Source organism: Pseudomonas sp. FP453 (assembly GCF_030687495.1).
GTDB lineage: Bacteria > Pseudomonadota > Gammaproteobacteria > Pseudomonadales > Pseudomonadaceae > Aquipseudomonas.
Genome location: NZ_CP117435.1, coordinates 5,906,414 through 5,931,634, shown reverse-complemented (window position 1 = coordinate 5,931,634; position 25,221 = coordinate 5,906,414). Strand labels below are relative to the sequence as shown.

Here is a 25,221-nt window from a genome sequence, read left to right as displayed (position 1 = left end):
TTTAAACGGCGCGCCCTTCACTGAAAAGTCTAGGAGATTGGTATGTCCAGCAACAACCCGCAAACCCGTGAATGGCAAGCCTTGAGCAGTGAGCACCACCTGGCGCCGTTCAGCGACTTCAAGCAATTGAAAGAGAAAGGCCCGCGCATCATTACCAAAGCCCACGGCGTCTACCTGTGGGACAGCGAAGGCAACAAGATCCTCGACGGCATGGCCGGCCTGTGGTGCGTGGCGATCGGTTACGGTCGCGATGAACTGGCTGACGCCGCCGCCAAGCAGATGAAAGAACTGCCGTACTACAACCTGTTCTTCCAGACCGCTCACCCGCCGGTGCTGGAACTGGCCAAGGCCATTTCCGACATCGCGCCTGCCGGCATGAACCACGTGTTCTTCACCGGTTCCGGCTCCGAAGGCAACGACACAATGTTGCGCATGGTCCGCCACTACTGGGCGATCAAAGGCCAGCCGAACAAGAAAACCATCATCAGCCGCAAGAATGGCTACCACGGCAGCACCGTGGCCGGCGCCAGCCTGGGCGGCATGACCTATATGCATGAACAAGGCGACTTGCCGATCCCAGGCATCAGCCACATCGCCCAGCCGTACTGGTTTGGCGAAGGCGGCGACATGAGCCCGGAAGAATTCGGCGTGTGGGCCGCCAACCAGCTGGAAGAGAAGATTCTGGAACTGGGCGTGGACAACGTCGGTGCCTTTATTGCCGAGCCGATCCAGGGCGCCGGTGGCGTGATCGTGCCGCCTGCCACCTACTGGCCGCGCATCAAGGAAATCCTCGCCAAGTACGACATCCTGTTTGTGGCGGACGAAGTGATCTGCGGTTTCGGCCGTACCGGTGAGTGGTTCGGTAGCGATTTCTACGACCTCAAGCCCGACATGATGACCATCGCCAAGGGCCTGACCTCGGGTTACATCCCCATGGGCGGCCTGATCGTGCGCGATGAAGTGGTGGCGGTGCTCAACGAAGGGGGCGATTTCAACCACGGCTTCACCTACTCCGGCCACCCGGTGGCAGCGGCGGTGGCCCTGGAAAACATCCGCATCATGCGCGATGAAAAAATCGTCAGCCGCGTGCATGACGAAACGGCACCGTATTTGCAGAAACGTCTGAGGGAACTGGCGGATCACCCGTTGGTGGGAGAAGTTCGCGGTGTGGGCATGTTGGGCGCCATCGAGCTGGTGCAGGACAAGGCCACGCGCAAGCGTTACGAAGGCCGTGGTGCTGGCATGATCTGCCGCACGTTCTGCTTCGAAAATGGCCTGATCATGCGCGCCGTGGGCGACACCATGATCATTTCGCCACCGCTGGTGATCAGCAAGGCGGAAATCGACGAGTTGGTCACCAAGGCTCGCCAGTGCCTGGACCTGACTTTGGCGGCATTGCAGGGCTAAGTGCTAGGCTCAGGAGGCGCTGCTTCCGGGCGGTTATAAATGTAGGGGCTTTGGTTGAAAGCCGGCCCCTGAACTTGCCAGACTGTCGCCCTGTTTTGTTGCCCTTTAGACGGGCCGCAGAACTTAGTAAGCATGTGGCCCAAAAAAGAAAAATTGGAGCATCACCAAATGAAGGCATTAGGTTTGAAGAACGCTGGCAAGACCCTCCTCGCCTTGTCCCTGATGGGCGCAATGGCGGGCGCGGCCCAGGCCGACGATAAAGTGCTGCACGTCTATAACTGGTCCGACTACATCGCACCGGACACCATTGCCAACTTTGAAAAAGAGTCGGGCATCAAAGTGGTGTACGACGTTTTTGACAGCAACGAAACCCTGGAAGCCAAGTTGCTGGCAGGCAAGTCCGGCTACGACATCGTCGTGCCGTCGAACAACTTCCTCGCCAAGCAGATCAAGGCCGGTGTCTACCAGGAGCTGGACAAGTCCAAGCTGTCCAACTACGACAACCTGAACAAATCCCTGCTCAAAGCCGTGTCGGTCAGCGACCCGGACAACAAGCACGCCTTCCCGTACATGTGGGGTTCGATCGGTATCGGCTACAACCCGGAGAAGGTCAAGGCTGCGCTGGGCGTGGACAAGATCGACTCGTGGGACGTGCTGCTCAAGCCTGAGAACATCGCCAAGCTGAAAAGCTGCGGTGTGAGCTTCCTCGATTCGCCAACCGAAATGTTGCCAATCGCCCTGCATTACCTCGGTCTGCCGACCGACAGCCAGAAGCCGGACGACCTGAAGAAAGCCGAGGAACTGTTCCTCAAGATCCGCCCATCGATCGGCTACTTCCACTCCTCCAAGTACATCTCCGACCTGGCCAACGGCAACATCTGCGTGGCGGTGGGCTACTCGGGTGACATCCAGCAAGCCAAGTCCCGCGCTGCCGAAGCCGGTGGCAAGGTCAAGGTTGCCTACGACATTCCGAAAGAAGGTGCTGGCAGCTTCTTCGACATGGTCGCCATCCCTAAGGATGCCGAAAACGTCACCGGCGCCTACACGTTCATGAACTACCTGCTCAAGCCGGAAGTGATGGCTAAGATCACCGACTCGGTACGTTTCCCGAACGGCAACGAAAAAGCCACTGCCCTGGTGGATAAAGACATCACCAGCGACCCAGGCATCTACCCGCCTGCGGACGTGCAAGCCAAGTTGTATGCCATTGCTGATTTGCCAGCGGCAACCCAACGCTTGATGACGCGCAGCTGGACCAAGATCAAGTCGGGTAAATAACCCGTAGGACCTGTGGGAGTTTCTTTTGTGGGAGCGGGCTTGCCCGCGATAGCGGTGTATCAGTTGATACAGATGCTGGCTGACACACCGCCATCGCGGGCAAGCCTGCTCCCACATAAACCAGCTCCCACACATTAAATGACAGAAAGTTTTGCCGGATCGGTTTATCGAGGGTAAGTTGCGCGCCGGTTTTGTTGCCGGGCAACAACTTCAAGGCCCAACTATTTAAGAGGACCTCCACTTGCCAATTTCTTTATTTCGCCAAGCCATGCTGGTGGGTGCAGGTATCACGCTGACGCTGAGCGTGCAGGCCGCACCGACGGTGCATATTTATAACTGGTCGGACTACATCGGCACCGACACCCTGGCCAACTTCGAAAAGGCCAGCGGCATCAAGCCCGTGTATGACGTGTTTGACTCCAACGAAACCCTGGAAGGCAAGTTGCTGGCCGGGCGCACCGGCTATGACGTGGTGGTGCCGTCCAACCACTTCCTCGGCAAGCAGATCAAGGCGGGGGCGTTCCAGAAGATCGACAAGGCGCAGTTGAGCAACTACGCCAACCTCGACCCGGCGCTGCTCAAGCGCCTGGAAAAGAACGACCCGGGCAACCAGTACGCCGTGCCGTATCTGTGGGGCACCAACGGCATCGGTTACAACGTCGATAAAGTGAAGGAAGTGCTGGGCGTCGACAAGATCGACTCCTGGGCCGTGCTGTTCGAGCCGGAGAACATGAAGAAGCTGGCCACCTGCGGTGTGTCGTTCATGGACTCGGCGGATGAAATGCTGCCGGCGGTGCTCAACTACATGGGTCTGGACCCCAACAGCACCAACCCGGACGACTACAAGAAGGCCGAAGAAAAGCTGCTGAAAGTGCGGCCCTACGTGACCTATTTCCATTCTTCGAAATACATCTCCGACCTGGCCAACGGCAATATCTGCGTGGCCGCCGGGTTCTCCGGCGATGTGTTCCAGGCCAAGGCCCGCGCGGCCGAGGCGGGCAAGGGCGTGAACATCGCCTACGCAATTCCGAAAGAAGGCGGCAACCTGTGGTTTGACGTGCTGGCGATCCCCAAGGATGCCACCAACGTCAAGGAAGCCCACGCCTTCATCAACTATTTGCTGCAGCCTGAGGTGATCGCTCAGGTCAGTGATTACGTCGGTTATGCCAACCCTAATCCAGGGGCGGACAAGCTGATGGAGCAATCGATACGCACCGACGAAGCGGTTTACCCACCGCAGGCGGTTCTCGACCGGACATTTGTCAACTTCGAGCTACCCCCGAAAGTGCAGCGTTTAATGACCCGTAGCTGGACCAAGGTCAAGACGGGCAAGTAAAGCCCAAACTATCCAAGGTTCGCCTGCTTCGGGCGAACAGACATTTTTGTTGGGAGTTTCGTAAATGGCAGTTGCCTCCGGCGCCTATAAGAAAGCCCTCGAGGGCGACCAGACACCTAAGAAGGTGCTGGTCAAAATCGACCGGGTCACGAAGAAGTTCGACGAGACGATTGCCGTGGACGATGTGTCCCTGGAAATCAAGAAAGGCGAGATCTTCGCCTTGCTCGGCGGTTCGGGTTCGGGCAAGTCCACCTTGCTGCGCATGCTCGCAGGTTTCGAGCGCCCGACCGAGGGCCGCATCTACCTCGACGGCGTGGACATCACCGATATGCCGCCCTACGAGCGGCCGATCAACATGATGTTCCAGTCCTACGCCTTGTTCCCGCACATGACCGTGGCGCAGAACATCGCCTTCGGCCTGCAACAGGACAAGATCCCCAAGGCCGAGGTCGATGCGCGCGTGGCCGAGATGCTCAAGCTGGTACAGATGAGCCAGTACGCCAAGCGCAAGCCGCACCAGTTGTCCGGCGGCCAGCGCCAGCGTGTGGCCCTGGCCCGTTCCCTGGCCAAGCGCCCGAAACTGCTGCTGCTCGATGAGCCCATGGGCGCCCTCGACAAGAAGCTGCGTTCGCAGATGCAGCTGGAACTGGTGGAAATCATCGAGCGCGTCGGCGTGACCTGCGTGATGGTGACCCACGACCAGGAAGAGGCCATGACCATGGCCGAGCGCATCGCGATCATGCACCTGGGCTGGATCGCCCAGATCGGCAGCCCGATCGACATCTACGAAACCCCCACCAGCCGCCTGGTGTGCGAGTTCATCGGCAACGTCAACATCTTCGAAACCCAGGTGGTGGACGACGCCGAAGGCCACGCGGTGCTCAAGTGCCCGGACCTGGACCGCGACATCTACGTGGGCTACGGCATCGCCACGGCGGTGGAAGACAAGTCGGTGACCTACGCCATCCGCCCGGAAAAGCTGCTGGTGACGTCGGAAATGCCGACCTGCGAGCACAACTGGTCCAGCGGCAAGGTGCATGACATTGCATATCTGGGTGGCCACTCGGTGTTCTACGTGGAGCTGCCGAGCGGCAAGCTGGTGCAGTCCTTTGTCGCCAACGCCGAGCGCCGTGGCCAGCGCCCAACCTGGGGTGACCAGGTGTACGTGTGGTGGGAAGACGACAGCGGCGTGGTACTGCGCTCATGAACACAAAAAAACTCAAGCGACGCTTGCAGCGCATCGTCCCCAGCGGCAAGCAGGTGGTCATCGGGATTCCGTTCCTGTGGCTGTTCCTGTTCTTCGCCTTGCCGTTTTTCATCGTCCTGAAAATCAGCTTCGCCGAAGCCGACGTAGCGATCCCGCCGTACACCGAGATCTACACCTACGTTGAGCAGAAGCTGCAAGTGGTGCTGAACCTGGCCAACTACAGCTTGCTGGCGGGCGACGAGCTGTACATCGCGGCCTACCTGGGCTCGCTGAAAATGGCGTTCTTCAGCACGCTGCTGTGCCTGCTGATCGGCTACCCGATGGCCTACGCCATTGCCACCGCGCGCAAAGAGATGCAGACCGTGCTGGTGCTGCTGATCATGATGCCGACCTGGACCGCGATCCTGATCCGCGTGTATGCGTGGATGGGCATCCTCAGCAACAACGGTCTGCTCAATGGTTTCCTGATGTCCATGGGGCTGATCAACGAGCCGCTGCAGATCCTCAACACCAACATCGCGGTGTATATCGGCGTGGTCTATTCGTACCTGCCGTTCATGATCCTGCCGCTGTACGCCAACCTGGTGAAACACGACCAGAGCCTGCTGGAAGCCGCGTCCGACCTGGGTTCGAGCACCTTCAACAGCTTCTGGAAGATCACCGTGCCGCTGTCCAAGAACGGCATCATCGCCGGCTGCATGCTGGTGTTTATCCCGGTGGTGGGCGAGTTCGTGATCCCGGAACTGCTGGGCGGCCCGGAAACCCTGATGATCGGTAAAGTGTTGTGGCAAGAATTCTTCAACAACCGTGACTGGCCGGTGGCGTCTGCCCTGGCGGTGGTGATGCTGGCGATCCTGATCGTGCCGATCATCCTGTTCAACCGCAGCCAAGCCAAAGAGATGGAGGGCAAGATATGAAGCGCGTCAGTTTCTCAAGCTTCATGCTGGTGGCGGGGTTGTTGTTCATCTACCTGCCGATGCTGATCCTGGTGATCTACTCGTTCAACGAATCCAAGCTGGTGACGGTGTGGGGCGGTTGGTCGATCAAGTGGTACGTGGGCCTGCTGGACAACACCCAGTTGATGGGTTCGGTGATGCGCTCCCTGGAAATCGCCTGCTACACGGCGGTGGCGGCGGTGGCGCTGGGTACCTTGGCGGCATTCGTGCTGACGCGTATCAGCCAGTTCAAGGGCCGCACGCTGTTCGGCGGCCTGGTGACGGCGCCGTTGGTGATGCCGGAAGTGATCACCGGTCTGTCGCTGTTGCTGCTGTTCGTGGCGATGGCGCAGATGATCGGCTGGCCGCAAGAGCGTGGCATCGTCACCATCTGGATCGCCCACACCACCTTCTGCGCGGCGTATGTGGCGGTGGTGGTGTCGGCGCGCTTGCGTGAGCTGGACCTGTCGATTGAAGAAGCGGCAATGGACCTCGGGGCGCGGCCGTGGAAGGTGTTCTTCCTGATCACCATCCCGATGATCGCGCCGTCGCTGGCGGCGGGCGGCATGATGTCGTTCGCGCTGTCCCTCGATGACCTGGTACTTGCCAGCTTCGTGTCGGGGCCGGGTTCGACCACCTTGCCGATGGAAGTGTTCTCGGCGGTGCGCCTGGGGGTCAAACCCGAGATCAACGCCGTGGCCAGCTTGATTCTGTTGGCGGTGTCGCTGGTGACCTTCCTGGTGTGGTTCTTCAGCCGTCGTGCCGAAGAGAAACGCAAGAAAGCGATCCAGCAAGCGATTGAAGAAGCGGCGGCGGATGGCTGGCAACAGCCGGACAAGCGTCGGGCGCCTGCGCCGGTCTAATCAGGTCTACCTGAAGAAACCGGATCAAAATGTGGGAGCTGGCTTGCCTGCGATAGCGGTGTATCAGTAAACAAATCATTAACTGATAGACCGCTATCGCAGGCAAGCCAGCTCCCACAGTTGTTTTGTGGTGTTTGTCGGGTTGTGTTTCAGGCAGTCCAAGGGGATTTGCGGATCACCTCGACAAAATTCATCGGCCTGAACCCCGGCTCCTGATCCACCAGCACATCCGTCTTCACATTCCCAAACGTAGTCTGCGGACGATGGCGCAAGCCGTCGGCAAACGCGCAGATGATGCACTCCTTGAACCCTTCACCCCGTGGATGCGCATGCACCACCGCTTCGCGCTGCACGCTGGAAAAGGCCGCGTAGTCCATGCCCAGCACGTCCATCTCCACACCGGCGGTGACCAAGGCCACGGTCGGGCGCAGATGTTGCGGCACGCCCGGCGTAGTGTGCAGGGCGATGGACAGCCACACCTGTTCGATATCGTCATCGCTCAGCCCGTAAGGCTTGAGAAAGGCCGCCGCCGCATCGGCGCCATCCACTTCAAAACGCTCGTTGTCACTGCGATGGCCGGCCACCAGGCCCAGGTCGTGGAACATCGCGCCGACATAGAGCAGCTCCGGGTTGTAGGCCAGTTGCTTGCGCTCACCGCTCAACGCGCCGAACAGGAAGACCCGGCGGGAGTGGTGGTAGAGCAGGTCGGATTCGACGTCGCGGATGTATTCAGTGGTGGCCTTGGCGAGGGCGCTGTCGGGGATCTGGATGCCGGCGATGGTGGTCATGGTGGTTCTCCTGTGGAAGGATTCCAGTCTGGTCGCGTGCCTGCGAAGGGGCCATCGCCGTAAGGGTGCAATCCCGGCCAATGTGGTTGTACATCGCGCCAAGGGTGTACTCGGTCAACTGTGGGAGCTGGCTTGCCTGCGATAGCATCACCTCGGTATACCTGACAGACCGAGGTGCCTGCATCGCAGGCAAGCCAGCTCCCACAGGGGTTCTGTGTTTATCCAGTTAGAGAAGGTGTGCCTGTTCATGAGCAAAACCATCGCCATCCTGATCTTCCCCGGCGTCCAGTCGCTGGATGTCACCGGGCCCATGGATGTGTTCTGCGAAGCCAACCGCTTCCTGCCCAGCCAGGACCAATACCAGCTGGAAGTCATCGGCCTCGCTCACGGCAACATGTCCGCTTCCAACGGCCTGTCATTGCAAGCCCATCGGCATTACAGCGAAGCCTTGAGCGCCTACGACCTGCTGCTGGTCGCCGGTGGTCCGCAGTTGCCCTTCGAAGACTTTGGCGCGCCATTCGACGACTGGCTGCGCGGCGCCACCGCAAGGGCCCGACGCTTCGGCTCCATCTGCAACGGCGCCTTCATGCTCGCCCGCGCCGGTTTGCTGGATGGCAAAACCGTCACCACCCACTGGAACGACGCCGCCGACCTGGCGCGCCTGTGTCCCACGGCCCAGGTCGAGGCCGACCGTCTGTACGTGCAGGACGGCAACCTCTACACCTCGGCGGGGGTCACGGCGGGCATCGATTTGTCCCTGTATTTGCTGGCCCAGGACCATGGCCCGGAAGTCGCGCTGAGCGTGGCCAAGCGCCTGGTGGTGTTTACCCAGCGCTCGGGCGGGCAGTCGCAGTTCAGCCCGTTTCTGACGCCCCACGCCGAAACCACCTCGGCGGTGGCCTTGGTGCAGTTGTATGTGTTGGCGAACCTGACCGGGGATCTGACCATTGCCGACCTGGCCAAGGCGGCCAATATGAGCGCGCGCAATTTCTCTCGGGTGTTTGCCCGTGAGGCGCGCATCACCCCGGCGGAATTTGTCGAGCGGGCGCGGGTGGATGCGGCGCGGGTGATGCTTGAAAGCAGCCATGCACCGCTCAAGACCGTGGCCTATCAGTGCGGTTTTCGTGATGCCCAGCATATGCGCAGTGTGTTCAACCGCAGGCTTGGGGTGACGCCGCAGCAGTTCCGGCTCAATTTTGCCGCACCGGTCTGAAGCTCCACGCGGTCAAAAATGTGGGAGCTGGCTTGCCTGCGATAGCGGTGTGTCAGATACACCGCCATCGCAGGCAAGCCAACTCCCACACTGATTGGGTTTGCAGATGATTATCGGGCGGGCAGCAGTTTCAAGGTGCCACGGGTATTGGCGGTGATTTCTTCATCGGTGAAGTGCGCCTGTTCGTAACCGCCCTCGATATAGGTCTCCGCCTGGTCCCCATAATGCCGGTCAAACGGCACACCGCTTTGCCCCACCGGGTTGATGGTCAGGGCGTGGGCCACGTCGGCAAAGTCGATCAGGCGACGGGTCGAAGGCCCGTAGGTCACCGGCCACGGCGCCGGGCCGATATTCGCCGATTGGTTGTTCGGCACCTCGTGGCTGCCCGGTGCCGGGAACGGGCCGACGTTGAACACGAGGTCCAACGGCTTCTGCATGCCCAATGGATGGCCGTGGGTCAGGGTGTGGGCCTTGCCCCATTGCCACTGGCTCGGGTCATCGCCGAAGGTGCTCTTGAGGTGGGCGAGGCTGTTGTCCCAGGCGCGCTTGACGGTCTCGGCGCGCTGGCCGTTCCACCACGGTGAGTCCGGCGCTGCCGCCAGGCGCGGCAGCGCGGCGTCGATCACGCGGGTGCTGAGCAGGGTCTTGAACATGCCGTCGCCGAGCTTGGGGTGGAATGTCGCGTCGGCGAGGTTGAACAGGAACTGGTTGAACAGCGTGGCGCTGGTGGAATCCAGCGGGTAGTCGCCTTTCCAGGCGGCCAGTTGTTCGACCAGCTGCAATTGCGCCGGGTCCTTGACCACCTCGCGCAGCACCGGCAACAGCGGCGCCAGCAGGCGTGGGCCAAAGGCGGTGGTGGTGCCCAGTTGCAGGGCCTGGCTGTTGTTCACATCCCACTTCACGCTGTGGTCGCTCAACTGCGCGTTCAACTGCTGGCCACGGTCGGCCAGGTTGTAATAGCCGGGGATCTCCAGGCCGATGGGCGATACCGGCTGGGCATTCGCCGACACCACATAACCGCGCGCGGGGTTCTCTTCCTGGGGGTTGGCGCTGAACGGGTAGAAACCCAGCTTGTCGGCCTGGGCCGTGCTGCCATCGAGGATAAACCCGGCGTTGACCCCGGCCGGGCGGATTGGCAACTGCGCCGCCGCCCACCAGCCGATGTCGCCCTTGGCGTTGGCCCACACGATGTTCAACCCCGGCGCCGAGACCTTGGCCGCTGCCGCGCGGGCCTTGGCCAGGGTGTCGGCGCGGTTGAGCTGGTAGAAACCTTCGAGGATCGGGTTCTGCGTATCGAGGAACGCCCACCACATGGCAATCGGGGTCTTGCCGGCGTTGTCGCCGAGCACGTCATTGATGATCGGGCCGTGGGGCGATTGGCGCAGGGTGAGGCTGACCGGGGCCTGGCCCTTGACCTGGATCTGCTGCTCGGTGCGGGTCATGTCGACCCAGGCGTCGTGATACCAGACCTGGTTGGGGTTGTCCGGGTTGACCTTCTCGGCGATCAGGTCGAGGTCGTCGTTCTGGAACATGGTCAGGCTCCAGCCAAAGTCCAGGTTGTGCCCCAGGAACGCCACCGGCACCAGCGCGTTGTGATAGCCATACAACTCAAAACCCGGCGCCGACAGCTGCGCCTCGTACCACACCGACGGCACCGAGAAGCGGATATGCGGGTCGCCGGCCAGCAGCGGCTTGCCACTTTTGGTGCGGTTGCCGCTGATGGCCCAGGCGTTGCTGCCTTCGAACTGCGGCAGGCCGTTGTCGGCCAGCGCCTGTTCGCTCAGGGACGCGATTGCGCCGAGGGTCTGCCAATCGCTGGCGGCGAGGTTGAGGGCGCCCTTGGGTTGCCAGTCGAGGTCGAAGACTTTCGGGTAGTCGCTGCCCAGTTGGTCGCGTACGTAAGTCAGCAAGGGTTCGGTACGAAAGGCGGCGGCAAAGCTGTAGGCCATGTATCCGGCGACGCTGATGGTGTCTTCGGCGGTGAACGGCCGCCTGGGGATGCCCAGCACGTCGAACTCCACCGGGCTGGCGTGGCTGTCCTGATATTGATTGATCCCGTCCAGATAGGCTTGCAGGGCCTTCCAGTGCGCGGATTCATGGTCCAGCTGCGCGACGTAGGTGGCGGCGCGGTCGCGGATGCGCAGGTTGCGGAACAGCTTGTCGGTCTCCAGCACCTTGGGCCCGAGCACTTCGGCCAGCTCGCCACGGGCCAGGCGCCGCATGATCTCCATCTGGAACAGGCGGTCCTGGGCATGCACGAAGCCCAGGGCGCGATACAGGTCGGTCTCGTTTTCGGCGCGGATATGCGGCACGCCACGGTCGTCATACCGCACCGTGACCGAACCTTGCAGGTTGGCCAGCGTCACCGTGCCCTGGCGGGTCGGTTGCTTGCTGTAGAGGTACACGCCGGCGCCAACGGCGACCAACACCAGCAGAACCGCGAGAACCTGCAAGACGCGCTTCATGAACTTTCCTTAGCCAGAATGGGTAACGGACTACTGCTCTTTAGGCCACGAACAATAGCAGCCCACCGCCAGGGTGTGCGTGGCATTCACCTCGCGGCCGTCTTCCAGCGCCTGCAGGATCGGCTCGATAAAACTGTTGCTGGAATTGCACGTCAGCCCTTCGCTGTAGGGCCCGAAATACGCGAGTTTGCCCGTGCGATCCCAGATGCCCACGGCGGGGCTGGCCGGCACTTGATCGGCGCCGGGCAGGGCGGTGAGGATTTTCATCTGGCGCAGGTTGTCGGGCAGTTGGCCGTGGCTGCCGGCTTTTTGCAGGGCGTAGAACTCGACGCCCTGGGGCGCATAGTGCTCGATCAACTCGCCGAGGTGTTGCTGGTTGCCGACGTTGCACGGGCAGGCCGGGTCCCAGAAGTGCACCAGGCGGATCGGGCCGGGGCCGGCGAGGTCGGCGGGCAGTTGCAACGGGTCACCGGAAAACACCGCCGTGTGTTCGCTGAAGGCGCGCAGGTAGCGGCCCTGGAACCAGTCGTACGCCGCCCACAGCACGCCGGCGCAGAGGACCAGGAGCAGGCTGGCGAACAGGGCGGAACGGAAGGGCGGTCGCATTCAGATGTATCCTCGAAGGTCGCGTAGCTTGCCATGCTTGTCCTGACAGATGAATATCGCAGCTCGATATTCATCCGCGCCGTAGTCTGGAAGCCTTTATGCCCGTCACCTTTGACCCCGATCATCTGCGCGAAAGCTTGCAGCCCCTGATGGAGGCGCAAGCGCTGTCCGCCGAGGCGCGGGTCTACCAGCGTTTCTACGGGCTTGATCAGGCCGTGAGTCGCCTGGGGCGTTTCGAGGTGGCGGGGTTTGAGGTGGTTGCGCAAGTGTGGTGGCCGGCTGTGCCGGTGGCGACAATGTTCATGTACCACGGCTTTTACGACCACATGGGGCTGTATCGCCATGTGGTGAAGTGGGCGCTGGACCAGGGCTTTGTGGTGATCGCCTGCGATTTGCCGGGGGCATGGTCTGTCCAGCGGCGTGCGCGCCAGCATCGACGATTTCGCGGTGTACCAGCAGGTCGTGCAGGCGCTGTTTGCCGAGGCGAAAGCGCTGCAACTGCCGCAACCCCTGGCACTTGTTCGGGCAGAGCACGGGCGGCGCGGTGGTGGTGGATCATCTGCTCAACCATGGCGCCGACAGTCCGGCCCAGGGCAAGACGTTCCTGCTGTCGCCGCTGGTACGGCCACGGGCGTGGGGCTGGTCGCAACTCAGCTATTACTTGCTGCGGCCGTTCGTCAAAGGCATCGCGCGGCGGTTCAGCGATAACACCCACGACCCGGCATTTCGGCCGTTCCTCGAAGCCGACCCGTTGCAGCCGCGCCAATTGCCCACCGCCTGGGTCGGCGCCTTGGCGCGCTGGATCAAACGCATCGAAGCCGCACCGCGCAGCCCGCGGCGGCCGGTGATTGTGCAAGGCGAGGAAGATATGACGGTGGACTGGCAGCACAATCTGCAGGTGCTGCGGGGTAAGTTTGAAGAGCCCGAGGTGCTGATGCTGGCGCGGGGTAGGCATCATTTGGCGAATGAAATTGCGGAGATACGCGAGGAATACTTCAAGTACCTCACCGACCACCTGAAGTAACTCGGTCAAAAAATGTGGGAACTGGCTTGCCTGCGATAGCGGTGCATCAGTCCCTCATAAGTTGCTGACCCACCGCTATCGCAGGCAAGCCAGCTCCCACACAAACCTCACCCAGACTGATTACTGTGTCAGGCTTGAAGTGCTTTGGCCCACAGCAAGTCCCGCTCGGATCGCTGCTAATGCAGCCTGGTAATACGCCTTCCCCTCCGCCGACTCCGCAAACGTGGCGAATTCTTCCAGCTCCGGGTCAGACAAATCCCGATAGACGTACAGCAACGTATTGTTCAGGTCATTGCCAATCTGCTGCATCAACCGCTCACGCTGGCCATTCAACATGCCTTGCGCCTGACCACCGCCGAGCAGGCCGGGGATCATCTGGCTCAGGCTGTCGGCCGCCACGCCGGCAATCGCCAGGCTGACTTCCGCGCCGGCTTCACGGGCCGGCAACGCTTGCGCCAAATGACCAATGATCAGGCTGCGCGTCGCGTCGGCTTCGATTTTCGGCAGGCCCTGGGCGTTTTTCGCCAACTGGTCGCGGCGCGTGGAGAGCAACTCGGCGGCGACGATCTTGCGGCCCAACGGTGATTGGAAAAACGCCAGGGCCGGTGCCGGGTCCGCCAGGTTCTTGCGCAATTGCGCTTCGGCACGCTGGTCCATGGCCTGGGCGGCGAAGCGTTTATTGCTGTTGTCCACCAGCGCCTGGAACACCGCCGGCGGCAGGCTATTGCGGTAGCGTTGCTGGGCGGCGCTGAGGGCGTCATTGAAATGCGCACGTTGTTCGGCCCAGCCGGCGACCTTGTACAACTGGTCATGGCCGTCTGCCCAGGCGGGCAAAACGCAGAACATCAGCAAGGATAAAAACAAACGACGCATTAGGGACTCCTGTCAGTCGGCCACTATTGTCCGTGTCGGGCGTAGGATTTGTCGAGAAGTCCTATCAGTCACCTGACTAAAGTGTATGCAGACGCTCAACGGCGCTGTCGGATTTACAGGCGTATGGATACTATGCGCGCCATGCAAATACCCTTCGATCACCCGCTGTTGCAACGTATTGTCGACGACCTCGCCGAAAAGGGCTGGTCGCGGCAGGACGGCTTCCTGCCCCAGGCTCTGACCCTGGAACTGGCGGCTGAGTGCCGTAAACGTGCGGCCGAAGGTGAACTGGCCCCGGCGGCTGTAGGACGCGGGCCGGCCCAGGAAATTCGCGAGGGCATTCGCGGTGACCACATCCAGTGGCTGGAAGAGGGCGACGCGGCCGTCTGCGGCACTTACATGGCTGTGATGGACAGCCTGCGCCTGGCGATGAACCGCAGCCTGTTCCTCGGCCTGGAAGACTTCGAAAGCCACTTCGCGATGTATCCACCGGGGGCGTTCTACCTCAAGCACCTCGACCGTTTCCGCGATGATGACCGGCGCATGGTCTCGGCGGTGATCTACTTGAACGACGCCTGGCTGCCCGAACATGGCGGCCAGTTGCGCATGTACCTCAAGAGCGACGTCGAATACGACGTGGTGCCGGCCGGCGGTTGCCTGGTGGTGTTCCTGTCCGGCGAGGTGCCCCACGAAGTCATGCCCGCCACGCGCGAACGCCTGTCCCTCACCGGCTGGTTTCGCCGGCGCGGCAACGAGCCGTTTTAAGCATGGAAAAGATTCTGATCAGCCGCTGTTTGCTCGGGCACAAGGTGCGCTACGACGGTGGCGCCAGCGGGCCGTTCGATCAATTGGCGGCGTGGCAGGCCGAAGGGCGGGTGGTTGCGATCTGTCCGGAAGTGTCGGGCGGCTTGCCGACGCCGCGTCCGTCCGCAGAGATTCCCGGCGGTCAGGGCGTGGATGTTTGGGAAGGACGTGCGCAGGTTTTGACGGCCGAGGGCGAGGATTTCAGTGCGGCCTTTCTCGACGGTGCGCGGCAGGCGTTGGCGTTGGCGCAGCGGCATAACATCCGCATTGCTGTGCTCAAGGCGAACAGCCCGTCTTGTGGGAATTTGCTGACGTACGATGGCACGTTTAGTGGCGTGAAAGTCAGCGGCGAAGGCGTGACAGCGGCGCTGCTGAAACGCCATGGTGTACAAGTCTTCAGCGAGCTGGAGCTACCCGAGGCGGCGGTGGCCTTGGCCCATCTCTCAGAAAATGTGTAGTTCAATGTGGGAGCTGGCTTGCCTGCGATAGCGGTATATCAGTCCCACATCAGTTGCTGACCCACCGCTATCGCAGGTAAGCCAGCTCCCACATTTGATTTACTGTGCCTGGGCTGCCGGTGTCTCGCTTTCAAGCCACTTCTGCGCCAACGCCTTCAACCGCCCATCCTCCTTCACCCGCTGCAACGCCTTGTCCAAGCTCGCCTTGAACGCCGGGTTGCCTTTCTGGAACGGGATCGCCAGCTCCGGCTTTTCGTTGTACGCCTCACTGAAATCGAACCGATCCTGCAACAGGGCAGTCATAGCGATATGGTTAATGGCCACGTCGTACTTGCCGGTTTCCACTCCCGGCAGCAGATCGGCGTCGTCGGTGGTGATAAACGAGGGGCGTACGTCCATTTCCTTGGCCAGTTGCTCACCCAGTTCCACTTCAAACCCGGTGAGTTTGTCGCCCTCCTTGAAGTTGAACGGCGGGGTGTTGGCTTCAAGGGCGATACGCAGTTCGCCACGGTCAAATACGTCATCGACCAGTTCGGCGTGAGCCAAGGGGCTCATCAGGGGCAGCACAAGTAACAGGCCAGGCGAAAAGCGCATGGTCACTCCTAGAGAATTTTTATGTGCGAGGCGCCGTTCAGCATCGCTTTGCTATGGTGTTGAGTGCCTTGGACAGCAATTTGTCGCGAAGTTGTCATAACCCTACAGATTTCACCGAAAAACTGGAGAAGCGAATGAAAGCCCTTTTGTCCCGTGCAACGATTGCCAGCCTGCTGCTGGGTGCCTCGATGTTGGCCAACGCCGCAGACCTGCCGCGTACCCCAGCGCCTGCAGGTGCCGAAGTGTTTATCGTCTCGCCTAAAGACGGCGCGACCGTCGACAAGACCTTCACCGTCAAATTCGGCGTCAAGGGCCTGGACCTGGAGCCCATCGACAAGCAAGTGCATGGCGCTGGTCACCATCACCTGCTGGTCGATCGCGACGTGCAGTCGCTCAAGGCCGATGAACCGATTCCGGCCGATGCCACCTCGATCCACTTCGGCAAGGCCCAGACCGAAACCGAACTGACCCTGACCCCTGGCAAGCACACCCTGCAACTGGTGGCAGGCGATAACGTACACCGCCAGTTCGAACCTACTGTAGCCTCGAAAGTGATCACGGTTAACGTTAAGTAAGATTTGTTCAGATGCAAAAAAGGGAGCCCCGAGGGGCTCCCTTTTTGTTGGTGCCGTTGAAACCTTAGAACAACACGCGGCTACGAATCGTGCCTTTGATGTGCTGCAGCTTCTCTTGCGCCAGGTCCGAGTACTCGGCGTCGACGTCGATGACCACGTAGCCGACCTTCTCGTTGGTCTGCAGGAACTGACCGGAGATGTTGATGCCGTTTTCCGCGAAGACCTTGTTGATCTCCATCATCACGCCAGGGATGTTCTGGTGGATGTGCAGCAGACGGTGCTTGCCAGGGTGAGCCGGCAGGGCCACTTCCGGGAAGTTCACCGACGATACCGAGGTACCGTTGTCGCTGTACTTGACCAGCTTCTCCGACACTTCCAGGCCGATGTTGGCTTGGGCTTCGGCAGTGGAACCGCCGATGTGCGGGGTCAGGATCACGTTGTCCAGGCCACGCAGCGGGCTTTCGAAGATGTCGTCGTTGGAGCGTGGCTCCACCGGGAACACGTCGATGGCCGCGCCGATCAGGTGCTTGTCCTTGATCGCGTCGGCCAGGGCGTCCAGCTCGACCACGGTGCCGCGTGCCGCGTTGATCAGGATGCCGCCTTTCTTGATGGCGCGGATTTCCTTCTCGCCGATCATCCACTGGGTCTCAGCGGTTTCCGGGACGTGCAGGGTGACGATGTCGGACATGCCCAGCAGCTCGGTCAGGCTGGCCACTTGGGTGGCGTTGCCCAATGGCAGCTTGGTCAGGGTGTCGTAGAAGAACACCTGCATGCCCAGACCTTCAGCCAATACCGACAGCTGAGTACCAATGGAGCCGTAACCGACGATACCCAGCTTCTTGCCGCGGATTTCGAAGGAGTTGGCCGCGCTTTTGATCCAGCCGCCACGGTGGCAGGAAGCGTTCTTCTCAGGAATGCCGCGCAACAGCAGGATCGCCTCGGCCAGCACCAGCTCCGCAACGGAACGGGTATTGGAGTACGGTGCGTTGAACACCGCGATGCCGCGCTCGCGCGCTGCGTTGAGGTCGACCTGGTTGGTGCCGATGCAGAAACAGCCGACTGCCACGAGTTTCTTGGCGTGGTCGAAGATTTCTTCGGTCAGCTGAGTGCGGGAGCGAATGCCGATGAAGTGCGCGTCGGCGATCTTTTCCTTGAGTTGGGCTTCCGGCAGAGAACTGGTGATGTACTCAATGCTGGTGTACCCGGCGGCTTTCAGAACGTCGACAGCCGATGGGTGGACGCCTTCCAGAAGAAGGAACTTGATCTTGCTCTTATCGAGAGAAGTCTTGCTCATCTGCGTAAACCTGTATCCCGGAGAAAAATGGCAGGGAATCGAGCAGCACAAGCTGACCCGGACGGCAGGAAAGCCGTCACCGCAGAAACGCCCTTGGGCTCTGTCCTGCGGGGGCGGTATGCTAGCATACGCGCCCCGCTAAACACCTATTCCTGCGACGTGAAGCGTTCTCAGGATGACCATGAATTGTTCGAGAGTTCTGTCGATGACCCATCCTGCCCTGATTGATGAGCTGAAGACCCTGGTTGAGCCTGGCAAAGTGCTGACCGATGCAGACTCCCTGGAGGCTTACGGCAAGGATTGGACCAAGCACTTCGCACCCGCGCCGACCGCCATTGTCTTCCCCAAGACCATCGAGCAGGTCCAGGCCATTGTGCGTTGGGCCAATGAGCACAAGGTGGCACTGGTGCCATCCGGTGGCCGTACTGGCCTGTCCGCCGCCGCCGTGGCCGCTAATGGCGAAGTGGTCGTGTCGTTCGACTATATGAACCAGATCCTCGACGTGAACCTCACCGACCGCACCGCCGTGTGCCAGCCGGGCGTGGTCACCAAGCAATTGCAGAACGTCGCTGAAGAAAACGGCCTGTACTACCCGGTGGACTTCGCGTCGTCCGGTTCCAGCCAGATTGGCGGCAATATCGGCACCAATGCCGGCGGGATCAAGGTAATTCGCTACGGCATGACCCGCAACTGGGTGGCCGGCATGAAGGTCGTCACCGGCAAGGGCGACGTGCTGGAACTGAACCGCGACCTGATCAAGAACGCCACCGGCTACGACATGCGCCAGCTGTTTATCGGCGCGGAAGGCACCCTGGGCTTTGTGGTGGAAGCCACCATGCGCCTGGACCGGGCGCCGAAAAACCTCACCGCGATGGTCCTCGGCACCACCGATTTCGACTCGATCATGCCGGTGCTGCACGCGTTCCAGAACAAACTCGACCTGACCGCCTTTGAGTTCTTCTCCGACAAGGCCCTGGCCAAAGTCCTCGGCCGTGGCGATGTGCCGGCGCCGTTCGAAACCGAGTGCCCGTTCTACGCCCTGCTGGAATTCGAAGCCACCACCGAAGAAGTCGCCAACCACGCGCTGGAAACCTTCGAACACTGCGTGGAGCAGGGCTGGGTGCTGGACGGCGTGATGAGCCAGAGCGAAACCCAGCTGCACAACCTGTGGAAACTGCGCGAGTACATCTCCGAGACCATTTCCCACTGGACCCCGTACAAGAACGACATCTCGGTCACTGTGTCGAAAGTGCCGGCGTTCTTGAAGGAAATCGACGCGATCGTCGGCGAACACTACCCGGACTTCGAAATCGTCTGGTTTGGCCACATCGGCGACGGCAACCTGCACCTGAACATCCTCAAGCCAGAAAACCTGAGCAAGGACGAGTTCTTCGCCAAGTGCGCCACCGTGAACAAGTGGGTGTTTGAAACCGTCGAGAAGTACAACGGTTCGATCTCCGCCGAACACGGCGTGGGCATGACCAAGCGCGATTACCTGACTTACAGCCGTTCGCCGGTTGAAATCGACTACATGAAAGCCGTCAAAGCCGTGTTCGACCCGAACGGGATCATGAACCCTGGCAAGATCTTCGCTGTTTAATCGCCCCTGAAGGAGTCGTTCCATGAGCTACCAGCACAAGTATGTCGACGGCACCAACATCCACTTCCCGGTGGGCAAAGTGGTGTGCATCGGGCGTAACTACGCCGAACATGCCAAGGAACTGGACAACCCGGTGCCGACCGAACCGTTGCTGTTCATCAAGCCAGGCAGTTGCGTGGTGGCGTTGGAGGGCGGTTTCGCCATCCCTACCGAGCGCGGTTCGGTGCATTACGAAGCGGAAATCGCGGTACTGATCGGCAAACCGTTGTCGACCAAGCCGAGCCGTGAAGAAGTGCTGGATGCCATCTCCGGCTTCGCCCCGGCGCTGGACCTGACCCTGCGCGACAAGCAAGCCGAGCTGAAAGCCAAGGGCCTGCCGTGGGAAATCGCCAAGTCCTTCGACGGCGCGGCAGTGATCGCACCGTTCGTGGTCAGCAGCACCTTCCCCGACGTGACCGACATCGGCATTCGCCTGACCATCAATGGCGAAGTGCGCCAGGACGGCAACAGCGCGATCATGCTCAACCCGATCGTGCCGATGATCCAGTACATGGCTGGTTGCTTCTCGCTGCAAGCGGGCGACGTGATCCTCACCGGCACCCCGGCTGGCGTGGGCCCGCTGAATGTGGGTGATGAGTTGGTGCTGGAGTTGTCGGGCGTTAACCGCTTCGAAAGCCAGGTTCGCTGACGAAACGCGGTTATAAATGTGGGAGCGGGCTTGCCCGCGATGGCGGTCTATCAGTTACAGATGTGTTATCTGATCCACCGCTATCGCGGGCAAGCCCGCTCCCACATTGGTTCTCCATGTCTTTGTAATCTCCTTTTCTTTGCATTTTTTTCACACCCCATCCGGATAATCCTCAGCCTCTTGCGCGCGGGCTTCCCGATCCTGTGCTATCACCTAACGCTGACTTTCCGGAATAAGCGCCCCATGGCCGTCACCCTGCCCAGCAGTACCTCCAAGCCGCGTTCGCGTTTCGCCTTGCGCTGGTATTCCTGGCTGTTATTGGCGGGCGTGATTTCCTACGGCGTGGCCTGGGCCATGCACTGGGACGATCGCGGTGTGCTGTGGGTGCTGGAACGCTTCGAAACCCCCGCCGAACGCCAACAGAGCGTGTGGCTGCCGGACTATCACGCGGTGATCGATGGCAAGCTGTTGCCGGGGATGGAGAAGGATGAGGCTTCGGACGTCTCCTACAACCCGCAGACCAAAACCCTGTTTTCCGTCATGGGCAAAAACCCGTTTCTCGTCGAGTTGAGCCTGCAAGGCGACGTGCTGCGCAAAATGCCGTTGAACGGCTGGAGCAACCCGGAAGGCCTGACCGTCCTGGAAAACGGCCTGATGGCCGTGGTCGATGAGCGCGAACACAGCCTGACCATCGTCAAGCTCGATGCCAGCACCACCCAGTTGAACAAGGCCGATTTCCCCAGCTATGACCTGGGCCCGTCGAAAAACCAGAACAAAGCCTTTGAAGGCATCACCTGGGACAAGCGCAACCAGCAGATCGTGCTCGGTGAAGAGCGTCCACCGGCGCTGTTCACCTGGAAAAGCGACGGCAGCCAGACCCTGGTGGGCGACAAGCAAAAGCTGACCAGCACCGAACTGGACATGCGCAACCTGTCGGCCCTGGCGGTGGACCCACGCACCGGGCATTTGCTGGTGCTGTCGGCCGATTCCCATCTGCTGCTGGAACTGGATGAAAAGGGCGAGCAAGTCAGCTTCATGACCTTGCTGGGCGGTTTCAACGGGCTCAAGGACACCATTCCACGGGCGGAAGGCGTGACCATGGACGAAGACGGCAACCTCTACATGGTCAGTGAGCCCAATCTGTTCTATCGCTTCGAAAAGCAGAAATAGCACACCGGTTACGTCGGATAGTTCTCTAAGAGCGGCATCCACCAGACAGTAGGCCGTGTTTAAGTTTAAATTCAGACGGGCGTGATATTCATGCGCCACTTTTGACTTTGAGCACGCCCGATGCGCCGACTTGTCCGCCCCAAACCCATCATTTTCACGCTTGCGCTGATCGTCCTGATCAGCGCCGGGGTCGTTGCGCAACACTTTCGCCTGTTCGAGCGCGCCTGGTTCAACCTCCAGGCGTGGCGCCAGCCTGTCGGCGAGGCCTCGATTGGCCTGGCCGATTACCGCGTCGTCCTTGAAGCCCAGGTCATCGAGGGCCTCGACAGCGACGTGTCGGCGCTGACCTTCGACCCCGTGCGCAAAAGCCTGTTTACCGTCACCAATAAAAACCCCGAGCTGATCGAGCTGTCGCTGGACGGCAAGATCCTGCGGCGCATTGCCCTGGTGGGCTTTGGCGATGCCGAGGCGGTCGAGTTCATCAGCGAAGGCATCTATGTGATCAGCGATGAACGCCAGCAGCGGCTGATCAAGGTGCATGTGGACGACGACACCGAGTTCCTCGACGCCGCGGACGCGGAACAGATGACCCTGGGCTTGCACGTGGGCGGCAACAAGGGCTTTGAAGGCCTGGCCTACGACTCGGTGGGCAAGCGCCTGTTCGTGGCCAAGGAGCGCGACCCGATGCTGATCTACGAGATCCACGGGTTTCCCCATTTCAAACCGGAAAAGACCTACTCGGTGCACGTGGTCAACAACCCCAAGCGCGATGCCGGGTTGTTTGTGCGTGACCTGTCGAGCCTGCAATACGATGAGCGCAGCGGCCATCTGCTGGCGCTGTCGGATGAGTCGTTCCTGGTGCTGGAATTGGATATCGACGGTCGCCCGTTGAGCAGTTTGTCGCTGCTCAACGGGCGCCATGGCCTGAAAAAACGTGTGCCGCAGGCCGAAGGGATCGCCATGGACGATGACGGTACGTTGTACCTGACCAGTGAGCCGAACTTGTTCTACGTGTTCAAGAAGCCCTGATCAGAACATCCATTGCACCCCCAGCGAGTAGCCGGTCTGGCTGCCTTCGCTGTGGCCCAGGCGGCCATTGACCTCGGCAAACACGCCCAGTTGCGGGGTGATCGCCAGTTGGCTGCCGACTTGCGCACGCCCAAAACTCTTGTCCGCTGAACCCAGCTTGGCGGTGCGCGCCTGGCTGTCGGCGCGGGCGGTCAGTTGCAGGTCGTCCAGGCGGCCGTCGCCCAGCTCCTTGACCCAGGCGATGTCGCCGTAAGGCATCAGATTGAGGCCGTAGGGCAGGGCGACGGCGCCGCGCACACGCCAGCCGAGGCTGGCTTCCAGGGAATCGAAAGACTGTTCCTCATAGGTCAGGGCCGTGCGCAGGTCCTGCTTTTCGCGGAATTTGTCGATACGCGAGTGGCTGTAATCCAGGCCGGCGAAAGGCCCGCTCTTGATCGCGCCGAAGTCAAAGTCGTAACCGCCGAGCACGCGCGCGCCCAGGGTCAGGGCGTCGGTGTTGCCGGTCAGTTGCTGGTTGAGCAGGATCGGTCCGCCATTGGCCTGGATCAGCAGGTTGCGCTTGGACTCGAAGCGGCTGTGGCCGATGCTCAGGTCGCCGGCCAGCCAGCTCGGGCCGCCATCGTTGAGCAGGGCATAGGCCGCGGCTTGCCAGGTGTCGCTGTCGAGTTTGCCGCGGTGCTCAAGCTTGTCGCGGCCATTGAGGTAGCTGAGGCTGGCGCCGAGGTTCAGGCTCGGGGTCAGTTGATAGTCGCCCAGCGCATGCAGGCCCACGCGTCGCGCTTCGGGGTTGGGGGCGTTGTCGAAGCCGCTGTCCGGGTTGTATTCGCCGTCCACGCCGATCTCGCCATCAAAGCTGCCCGCCTCGCGGCTGGCCGACTGCAAGGTCAGCCAGCGCCGGTCATGCAGGCGCACCATGGCTTGGTGCTGGCGTTGCAGGTTGTCCTGCATATTGCGTGCGACGGCGCCGCCGGAGGCGGTGGAGGCCATCAGGTCGGCGTTGGTCAATTCCAGCACGAGGCGGCTGAGCAGGCGCGAATAGTCGCGCAGGCGCTGGTCGATGCGCGCCTGGCCGAAAGCGTCGGTGAGCACGGCCTTGTTATCTTCGGCGGGGTCGTGCCAGGTCGAGCCACCGGGGATCTTCGGGTTGTCGGTCTGGGTGTAGCCGTCGAGGTCGCCCAGTTCCCAGTTGGTGGCTTCTATATAAAGGATCGGGATGTTCAGCGGCTCGAAGGGCTCGCCATCGCTGCAGCAGCCGGTGCCTTTGGGGTATTGCGGGTCCAGGCCGGGGTTGGTGAACAGCGGGATGTTCAATTCCTTGGCGATCTGGAAGGTGTGCTCGCGCAACGACGCCAAGGCCGGGTTGGCGGTGCTGTTCTGGCCGGCGTGGGCGTACATCATGTCGCCGGTGATCAGGCTGTCGAGGTTGATCATCGCCAGCATGTTCGCGCGCTGGCTGGCGCTCAACGACGCGACAAAGGCCTTGGAGCCGCGCAGGCCTTCTTCTTCGGCGCCAAAGCCGACGATCTGCAAGCCGTTTTCCAGTTGCAGGCCGCCGAGGTTCTTCGCCACTTCCGTCAGCACGCTGGCGCCGGAGCCGTTGTCGTCCAGGCCTTGGAGGGTCGGGCGGCCGAAGAAGGTATCGAAGTGTGCGCCAATCACCACGTACTGCGGTTTGCTGCCGGCGGCGTAGGCCACCACGTTTTGCGATGCGCGACTGCCGCTGTTCCAGGTGAAATCCTGGCGACTGATGCTGTAGGCCGTACCCATCTGGCTCTGCATCCAATCGGCAGCCCCGGCGAAGTTGGCCGTGCCGCGATAACGGCCGGGGTAGTCGTTGATGAGTTTTTCCAGGGTGGTGTTGGCGTGCTCGCCGTAGTCGTAGGCCAGCAGGTGAGTCGGCAACAGGGCGCAGGCCGCGCTGATAACAAGGGCTAGGGGCTTTATCACAAGGTCTTCCTTGAGGTGATGGGGATGTTCAAGCCGAGACCCTTTGCACAATGTGCGCCTCATTCCCTGGGCGATTGTGAATTGGCGCATTGTTAAACGGGCGAGTCGCCTGGCTGTAATTTGTAACGGATTTGATACCAGCGGCGGTGTTGAGTGTCGTGACTTGGCGCACGATTTTGGCGAGGGGTGCTGCGAAAGGTAGCGTTTTTGTTACATGGAGCTTTTGGACAATGGAAACAAATGTGGGAGCTGGTTTATGTGGGAGCTGGCTTGCCTGCGATGCGGACAACTCGGTGTATCAGTTGGACCGAGGTGATGCTATCGCAGGCAAGCCAGCTCCCACACAAGCCAGCTCCCACACTCCCAGCAAGGCCGTGAGCCTTAGGCCTTGAGGGTTTTCACACCTTCGGCAGTGCCCAGCAGCAGCACGTCAGCCGGACGCGCAGCGAACAAACCATTGGTGACCACGCCGACGATGGCATTGATCTGGGTTTCCAGCTCCACCGGGTTGGTGATCTGCATGTTGAACACGTCGAGGATGATGTTGCCGTTGTCGGTCAACACGCCTTCGCGGTACACCGGGTCGCCGCCCAGTTTCACCAGCTCGCGGGCCACGTGGCTGCGGGCCATCGGGATCACTTCCACCGGCAGCGGGAAGGCACCGAGGACGGGCACCAGCTTGCTGGCGTCGGCGATGCAGATAAAGGTCTTGGCCACGGCCGCGACGATCTTCTCGCGGGTCAGGGCCGCGCCGCCGCCTTTGATCAGGTTCAGGTGCGCGTCGCTTTCATCGGCGCCGTCGACGTAGAACTCCAGGTCGCTCACGGTGTTGAGCTCGTACACCGGAATGCCATGGCCCTTGAGGCGGGCGGCGGTGGCTTCGGAGCTGGCCACGGCGCCGTCAAATGCGCCCTTGTGCTGGGCCAGTGCGTCGATGAAGCAGTTGGCGGTGGAGCCGGTGCCGACACCGACGATGCTTTTATCGTCGAGTTTGGGAAGGATTAAATCGACGGCGGCCTGGGCCACTGCCTGTTTGAGTTGATCCTGGGTCATGCGGGCTCCGGAAC

Annotated in this window: 22 protein-coding genes and 1 pseudogene; 15 read left to right on the top strand and 8 right to left on the bottom strand. The window is 61.1% G+C overall.

Annotated elements, in window-relative coordinates:
* Nucleotides 1-42 precede the first annotated feature (42 nt).
* The 6 genes from PSH87_RS27115 to PSH87_RS27090 all read left to right on the top strand — a co-directional run bounded on the left by PSH87_RS27115 (nucleotide 43) and on the right by PSH87_RS27090 (nucleotide 7,026).
* Nucleotides 43-1,407 carry an aspartate aminotransferase family protein gene (locus tag PSH87_RS27115; RefSeq protein WP_017739039.1) on the top strand — a complete coding sequence of 455 codons (1,365 nt, stop codon included), beginning with the start codon at nucleotides 43-45 and terminating at the stop codon, nucleotides 1,405-1,407.
* Between the two features lie 183 nt (nucleotides 1,408-1,590).
* Nucleotides 1,591-2,685, top strand: a complete 1,095-nt coding sequence (locus PSH87_RS27110; protein WP_305434372.1) for a polyamine ABC transporter substrate-binding protein — start codon at nucleotides 1,591-1,593, stop codon at nucleotides 2,683-2,685.
* A 241-nt stretch (nucleotides 2,686-2,926) separates the two neighbouring features.
* Complete coding sequence (locus tag PSH87_RS27105; RefSeq protein ID WP_026137085.1) at nucleotides 2,927-4,021, top strand: polyamine ABC transporter substrate-binding protein; 1,095 nt, start codon at nucleotides 2,927-2,929, stop codon at nucleotides 4,019-4,021.
* Nucleotides 4,022-4,085: 64 nt separating this feature from the next.
* Nucleotides 4,086-5,228, top strand: a complete 1,143-nt coding sequence (locus tag PSH87_RS27100) for an ABC transporter ATP-binding protein (RefSeq protein WP_057006455.1) — start codon at nucleotides 4,086-4,088, stop codon at nucleotides 5,226-5,228.
* The gene (locus PSH87_RS27095; protein ID WP_105697207.1) at nucleotides 5,225-6,145 is read left to right on the top strand and encodes an ABC transporter permease subunit; all 921 of its coding nucleotides are present in this window, start codon (nucleotides 5,225-5,227) and stop codon (nucleotides 6,143-6,145) included. The genes PSH87_RS27100 and PSH87_RS27095 overlap by 4 nt, the downstream gene beginning before the upstream one ends.
* A complete protein-coding gene (locus PSH87_RS27090) occupies nucleotides 6,142-7,026 on the top strand; it encodes an ABC transporter permease subunit (RefSeq protein WP_017739035.1) in 885 nt (294 codons plus the stop codon). Before PSH87_RS27095 ends, PSH87_RS27090 begins: the two co-directional genes overlap by 4 nt.
* A 149-nt stretch (nucleotides 7,027-7,175) precedes the next feature.
* On the opposite strand, the gene PSH87_RS27085 is transcribed toward PSH87_RS27090, so the two are convergent.
* Entirely contained in the window at nucleotides 7,176-7,814 is a 639-nt protein-coding gene (locus PSH87_RS27085) for an HD domain-containing protein (RefSeq protein ID WP_017736707.1), read from the bottom strand.
* A gap of 247 nt (nucleotides 7,815-8,061) precedes the next feature.
* Here PSH87_RS27085 and PSH87_RS27080 point away from each other — a divergent pair, with 247 nt between their 5' ends.
* Nucleotides 8,062-9,027: a GlxA family transcriptional regulator gene (locus PSH87_RS27080; protein ID WP_305431746.1), complete on the top strand. Its 966-nt coding sequence runs from the start codon at nucleotides 8,062-8,064 to the stop codon at nucleotides 9,025-9,027.
* 110 nt (nucleotides 9,028-9,137) lie between these two features.
* On the opposite strand, the gene PSH87_RS27075 is transcribed toward PSH87_RS27080, so the two are convergent.
* Nucleotides 9,138-11,492, bottom strand: a complete 2,355-nt coding sequence (locus PSH87_RS27075; protein WP_305431745.1) for a penicillin acylase family protein — start codon at nucleotides 11,490-11,492, stop codon at nucleotides 9,138-9,140.
* Between the two features lie 30 nt (nucleotides 11,493-11,522).
* The gene (locus PSH87_RS27070; protein WP_017736705.1) at nucleotides 11,523-12,098 is read right to left on the bottom strand and encodes a DUF6436 domain-containing protein; all 576 of its coding nucleotides are present in this window, start codon (nucleotides 12,096-12,098) and stop codon (nucleotides 11,523-11,525) included.
* Between the two features lie 98 nt (nucleotides 12,099-12,196).
* Here PSH87_RS27070 and PSH87_RS27065 point away from each other — a divergent pair.
* Nucleotides 12,197-13,122, top strand: a pseudogene (locus tag PSH87_RS27065) (alpha/beta hydrolase).
* 120 nt (nucleotides 13,123-13,242) lie between these two features.
* On the opposite strand, the gene PSH87_RS27060 reads toward PSH87_RS27065, so the two are convergent.
* Nucleotides 13,243-13,995: a DUF2059 domain-containing protein gene (locus tag PSH87_RS27060; protein WP_305431744.1), complete on the bottom strand. Its 753-nt coding sequence runs from the start codon at nucleotides 13,993-13,995 to the stop codon at nucleotides 13,243-13,245.
* A 132-nt stretch (nucleotides 13,996-14,127) separates the two neighbouring features.
* Here PSH87_RS27060 and PSH87_RS27055 point away from each other — a divergent pair, with 132 nt between their 5' ends.
* Complete coding sequence (locus PSH87_RS27055) at nucleotides 14,128-14,760, top strand: 2OG-Fe(II) oxygenase (RefSeq protein WP_017736702.1); 633 nt, start codon at nucleotides 14,128-14,130, stop codon at nucleotides 14,758-14,760.
* A 2-nt stretch (nucleotides 14,761-14,762) separates the two neighbouring features.
* The gene (locus PSH87_RS27050; protein ID WP_305431742.1) at nucleotides 14,763-15,257 is read left to right on the top strand and encodes a DUF523 domain-containing protein; all 495 of its coding nucleotides are present in this window, start codon (nucleotides 14,763-14,765) and stop codon (nucleotides 15,255-15,257) included.
* A 99-nt stretch (nucleotides 15,258-15,356) separates the two neighbouring features.
* Here PSH87_RS27050 and PSH87_RS27045 read toward each other — a convergent pair whose 3' ends face one another.
* The gene (locus PSH87_RS27045; RefSeq protein WP_017736700.1) at nucleotides 15,357-15,851 is read right to left on the bottom strand and encodes a transporter substrate-binding domain-containing protein; all 495 of its coding nucleotides are present in this window, start codon (nucleotides 15,849-15,851) and stop codon (nucleotides 15,357-15,359) included.
* A 134-nt stretch (nucleotides 15,852-15,985) separates the two neighbouring features.
* Here PSH87_RS27045 and PSH87_RS27040 point away from each other — a divergent pair, with 134 nt between their 5' ends.
* The gene (locus PSH87_RS27040) at nucleotides 15,986-16,426 is read left to right on the top strand and encodes a DUF4399 domain-containing protein (protein WP_017736699.1); all 441 of its coding nucleotides are present in this window, start codon (nucleotides 15,986-15,988) and stop codon (nucleotides 16,424-16,426) included.
* A gap of 64 nt (nucleotides 16,427-16,490) precedes the next feature.
* Here the strand turns inward: PSH87_RS27040 and serA are convergent, their stop codons facing one another.
* Entirely contained in the window at nucleotides 16,491-17,720 is a 1,230-nt protein-coding gene (gene serA / locus PSH87_RS27035) for a phosphoglycerate dehydrogenase (RefSeq protein ID WP_017736698.1), read from the bottom strand.
* Between the two features lie 205 nt (nucleotides 17,721-17,925).
* Here serA and PSH87_RS27030 point away from each other — a divergent pair, with 205 nt between their 5' ends.
* From PSH87_RS27030 to PSH87_RS27015, 4 genes are all read left to right on the top strand, one after another.
* On the top strand, nucleotides 17,926-19,320 hold the full coding sequence (locus PSH87_RS27030; RefSeq protein ID WP_017736697.1) for an FAD-binding oxidoreductase: 1,395 nt from the start codon (nucleotides 17,926-17,928) through the stop codon (nucleotides 19,318-19,320).
* A 22-nt stretch (nucleotides 19,321-19,342) separates the two neighbouring features.
* Nucleotides 19,343-20,008 carry a fumarylacetoacetate hydrolase family protein gene (locus PSH87_RS27025; protein ID WP_257783803.1) on the top strand — a complete coding sequence of 222 codons (666 nt, stop codon included), beginning with the start codon at nucleotides 19,343-19,345 and terminating at the stop codon, nucleotides 20,006-20,008.
* 243 nt (nucleotides 20,009-20,251) lie between these two features.
* Nucleotides 20,252-21,178 (top strand): SdiA-regulated domain-containing protein, encoded by a 927-nt coding sequence (locus PSH87_RS27020; protein ID WP_305431739.1) that lies wholly within the window; start codon nucleotides 20,252-20,254, stop codon nucleotides 21,176-21,178.
* 120 nt (nucleotides 21,179-21,298) lie between these two features.
* Nucleotides 21,299-22,207, top strand: a complete 909-nt coding sequence (locus PSH87_RS27015) for an SdiA-regulated domain-containing protein (RefSeq protein ID WP_017736694.1) — start codon at nucleotides 21,299-21,301, stop codon at nucleotides 22,205-22,207.
* Here PSH87_RS27015 and PSH87_RS27010 read toward each other — a convergent pair whose 3' ends face one another.
* A complete protein-coding gene (locus PSH87_RS27010) occupies nucleotides 22,208-24,154 on the bottom strand; it encodes an autotransporter domain-containing protein (RefSeq protein WP_305431738.1) in 1,947 nt (648 codons plus the stop codon).
* A gap of 381 nt (nucleotides 24,155-24,535) precedes the next feature.
* Nucleotides 24,536-25,207, bottom strand: a complete 672-nt coding sequence (rpiA, locus tag PSH87_RS27005; protein ID WP_017736692.1) for a ribose-5-phosphate isomerase RpiA — start codon at nucleotides 25,205-25,207, stop codon at nucleotides 24,536-24,538.
* Nucleotides 25,208-25,221 lie beyond the last annotated feature (14 nt).